This window comes from Pseudoflavonifractor sp. 60, from assembly GCF_009911645.1.
Lineage (GTDB): Bacteria > Bacillota > Clostridia > Oscillospirales > Oscillospiraceae > Lawsonibacter.
Map to the genome: position 1 here is coordinate 1 of NZ_QWKI01000229.1, position 3708 is coordinate 3708.

5 protein-coding genes are annotated in these 3708 nt (G+C 62.5%); 4 read left to right on the forward strand and 1 reads right to left on the reverse strand.

The window, feature by feature from the left end:
• From D1646_RS20315 to D1646_RS20325, 3 genes are all read left to right on the forward strand, one after another.
• On the forward strand, window positions 1-433 hold a 433-nt coding region (locus tag D1646_RS20315), incomplete at its 5' end, for an endonuclease domain-containing protein (protein WP_347565263.1).
• A 6-nt stretch (window positions 434-439) separates the two neighbouring features.
• Window positions 440-1114, forward strand: a complete 675-nt coding sequence (locus tag D1646_RS20320; RefSeq protein ID WP_160638203.1) for an FCD domain-containing protein — start codon at window positions 440-442, stop codon at window positions 1112-1114.
• A 30-nt stretch (window positions 1115-1144) separates the two neighbouring features.
• On the forward strand, window positions 1145-1774 hold the full coding sequence (locus D1646_RS20325) for a TRIC cation channel family protein (protein WP_160638204.1): 630 nt from the start codon (window positions 1145-1147) through the stop codon (window positions 1772-1774).
• Window positions 1775-1807: 33 nt separating this feature from the next.
• On the opposite strand, the gene D1646_RS20330 is transcribed toward D1646_RS20325, so the two are convergent.
• The gene (locus D1646_RS20330; protein ID WP_243154271.1) at window positions 1808-2572 is read right to left on the reverse strand and encodes a M23 family metallopeptidase; all 765 of its coding nucleotides are present in this window, start codon (window positions 2570-2572) and stop codon (window positions 1808-1810) included.
• Window positions 2573-2715: 143 nt separating this feature from the next.
• Here D1646_RS20330 and D1646_RS20335 point away from each other — a divergent pair, with 143 nt between their 5' ends.
• Window positions 2716-3555 carry a fumarate hydratase gene (locus D1646_RS20335; RefSeq protein ID WP_160638205.1) on the forward strand — a complete coding sequence of 280 codons (840 nt, stop codon included), beginning with the start codon at window positions 2716-2718 and terminating at the stop codon, window positions 3553-3555.
• Window positions 3556-3708: the final 153 nt, after the last annotated feature.

The window sequence follows — 3708 nt, forward strand, 5'->3', positions numbered from 1 at the left end:
CGACAGAAGTAGGCTTTTCCAATTTACGGAGGTGTTCATCATTAATATTTTGCCGCGGGACAAGAATCAGAGGCCGCATTCCACACAGCTGCGCAACGAACCGACGGCACAAGAGCGGCGTTTATGGTATGGCTTTCTACGTACTGCATCGCCGCAGTGGAACCGGCAGCGCATCATTGGCAGCTACATTGTAGATTTTTTCTGTCGCAAGGCGCAGCTAATTGTTGAGTTGGATGGGGGCCAACATTACGACGAGAGCGGGCTTGTGGAATATGATAGAATCAGGACAGACTATTTAGAAGCGCTGGGATTAAGCGTTTTAAGATTTACGAATTTAGAAGTGGACAAAAATTTCACCGCTGTTTGCCGCAAAATCCAATGGGAAACAGAGCAGCGGATCAAGAGCAGCAATGCGGCGAAGGGAAAGGACTGATTCACCATGAAAAAAACCAGCCTGTCCCAGCAGACGGCCCGGCGGCTGTACACCATGATAGCGGCGGAGAAGCAGCTGCTGCCCGGGGAGAAGCTGCCCAACGAGATAGAGCTGTCCCGGGAGATGGGGGTGAGCCGGGCGACGCTGCGGGAGGCGGTCCAGGCTCTGGCGGCCCAAGGTGTGCTGGAGGTGCGCCGGGGCCGGGGGACCTTTGTATCCCAACGGGTGGAGGAGATCGACGACTTTGGCTTTTCCGTGCTGGACCAGGTGCGGGGGCGGCTGCGGGACCTGTTTGAGGTGCGGGCGATTTTCGAGCCTCCCGCCGCCGCTCTGGCCTGCCAGCGGGCCACGGAGGGGGAGCTGGCGGACATTCTGGCCCGGGGGGAGGGGGTAGCCGCCGCCATCCGTGCCGGGGAGGACCGGACCCAGGCCGACCGGGAGTTCCACGCCGCCATTGTCCGGGCGACCCACAACGAGTTTATGACCCGTCTTCTGCCCATCATCAGCCAGGCGGTGGAGACGGCCATTGGCTCCGGGGCCCACCGGGAGGAACTGGCCCAGGCGACCCTCCGGGACCACGCCCTGCTGCTGGAGTTTTTGCAGAAGCGGGACGCCTCCGGCGCGGAGCACGCAATGGCCATCCACATGCGCCACGCCATGGATGAAATGGATTTGGGTTGACTTTGTCCCTTTTTCTGGTATAATGACGATATGGATACGTTTATTTTTGTGGTGAACATTTTGGGGACGGTGGCCTTTGCCGCCTCCGGGGCCATGATTGGGCTGAACAAGAATATGGACATCTTCGGGATATGTATCCTGGGGCTGACCACTGCCACAGGGGGCGGCGTCTTTCGGGACCTGCTCCTGGGTCTGACGCCCCCTATGGCCTTCCGAGACCCCACCTGTGCCCTGGTGGCTCTGGTCACCTCGGCGGTGATCTTCTCCCGTCGGGTCCGGCTGCTGCTGATGCACAATCCGGACCACTATAATAAACTGCTGTTCTGGATGGACACCCTGGGGCTGGGAGCCTTTACCGTCATCGGGGTTGAGCTGGCCTATCAGCGCTCGGCGGCCCCCACCTTCTACCTGCTGGTCTTCGTGGGTGTCGTCACCGGCGTGGGGGGCGGCGTGGTCCGGGACCTGCTGGCCCAGGAGGTGCCCTACATTTTTGTCAAGCACATCTATGCCTGCGCCTCGCTGGCGGGGGCGGCGGTGTGCGCGGGAATGTGGGGCCACGTGGACAGCATGGACGCTATGACGGTGGGCCTGATTACGGTGGTCATCATCCGGGTCCTGGCGGCCCACTTCCACTGGAACCTGCCCAAAGCGAAGCTATAACAAGAGGGGCCCGTAAGGGCCCCTTTTGCATATTCAGTTTAAATAATCTCTGGGGTCCACCGGCTGGCCCTCCAGAAGGGTCTCCAGGTGGATGTGGGAGTCTACCCCCACCTCGGCGATGGCGGTAGAGCCCACCGTGCCCAGGACGCCGCCGATTTCCACCGAGTCGCCCACCTCCACGGCCACCTCCTCGTTCAGGTTGCAGTACCAGGACTGGAGGCCGCCGCCGTGGTTCACCACAACGGTGGTACCCATCAGACCGTCGTGGTAGATCTGTTCCACCGTGCCCGCGCTGATGGACAGCACATTGACCCCCTGGGCGGCGGCAATGTCAAGCCCGCCGTGGGTGCGCCAGTCCCCCAGGGTGGGGTCCAGAGAGAGGGTCTCCACGCTGAAGTCCCGCAGCACCGCCCCCTGCACCGGCCAGGTGAAGACCTTGGACAGGGTCTGCGTGCTCTCCTGGGTCTGGGTATCGGTTTGAGTGTCCGGCTCCGGTGTGTTGTCCTTCACCGGCTCCGGGTCGTCCGGCTGAACGGCGGGCTCAGGGACGGTGACAGGGGTCTCCGGGGTCTGGACCGGACTGGGTGTGGGGACCGAGGGCTGGACCACGCTGTGGTCCGGGAGTGTGACCGAGGCGTCTCCCCCCACCGGTGTGGTGGAGTTCATGCCTCCCATAACAGTTTGCAGCAGATAATAGCCCGAAATTCCTATGGCGGCGATGCACAGGAACAGGACTATGTAAAAGCCCTTTCCCATGGCGAAATCGCCCAGCTTGTTTAAAAAGCTCCGGTTTTTCAAAAAACCACCTCCGAAGCCTATTTTGGACAGGCTGGCGGGGGGTTATACATGGAGGGAGAAAAATTTTCATCCGGCTTTGCCCCGGTTGAAAGCGGGGGCGGATTATGGTAAAATGGGGAAAAGTCTTGAGAGGAAGTGCTGCTATGCGTACCCTTTCCGCCAACCAGCTCACCGCCGCCGTGGCCCGGCTGTGCATCCAGGCCAACACCCTCCTGCCCGAGGACGTGAACCGGGCCCTGGAGCTGGCCCGCTCCGCCGAGCCCTGGCCCCTGGCGGAGGAGACCCTGGGACTGCTCCAGGACAACCTGAAGCTGGCAGGGGAGCGGGACCTGCCCATCTGTCAGGACACGGGTATGGCCTGCGTCTTCGTGGAGCTGGGCCAGGAGGTCCACATTGAGGGGGATTTTGAGGAGGCCATCCACCAGGGGGTCCGCCAGGGCTACGGGGAGGGCTTTCTGCGGAAATCCATTGTGGCCGACCCCCTGCGCCGGGTCAACACCGGGGATAACAGCCCGGCTGCTATTACTGTGCGTATTGTCCCCGGGGACCGGTGCGCCATTACCGTGGCCCCCAAGGGCTTCGGTTCGGAAAACATGAGCCGCCTGGCTATGCTCAAGCCCGCCGACGGGGCGGAGGGAGTGAAGCGGTTCGTGGTGGAGACCGTCCGCCTGGCCGGGCCCAATCCCTGTCCGCCCACTGTGCTGGGGGTGGGCATCGGCGGCAGCTTTGACAAGGTGGCCGCCCTGGCCAAGCACGCCCTGCTCCGCCCCCTGGACCAGCCCCATCCCGACCCCTTCTACGCCGCCCTGGAACGGGAACTGCTGGAGGAGATCAACGCCCTGGGCATCGGCCCCCAGGGCTTCGGCGGAAAAACCACCTGCCTGGGCCTGGCCATCGAGACCGCCCCCACCCACGTGGCCGGCCTGCCCGTGGCGGTGAACGTGAGCTGTCACGTGACCCGGCGGGCGTCGGAACTGCTGTGACCTGGGGCTTTCTTCCACGCCGGGCCCCCAAGCGGCGCAGCCGCTTGCCCCCTTTTGAAAGGGGGTGCCCGAGCGGAGCGAGGGCGGGGGATTGTCTTAGGACGACCGCTTCTATTTTAGATTCCAAGTAGAAGTAATGCCAGCAAATCAATC

Bases quoted from the DNA above. Each gene is read 5' to 3' on its own strand.
- D1646_RS20320 (WP_160638203.1), top strand. From the start codon at position 440: ATGAAAAAAACCAGCCTGTCCCAGCAGACGGCCCGGCGGCTGTACACC.
- D1646_RS20325 (WP_160638204.1), top strand. From the start codon at position 1,145: ATGGATACGTTTATTTTTGTGGTGAACATTTTGGGGACGGTGGCCTTT.
- D1646_RS20335 (WP_160638205.1), top strand. From the start codon at position 2,716: ATGCGTACCCTTTCCGCCAACCAGCTCACCGCCGCCGTGGCCCGGCTG.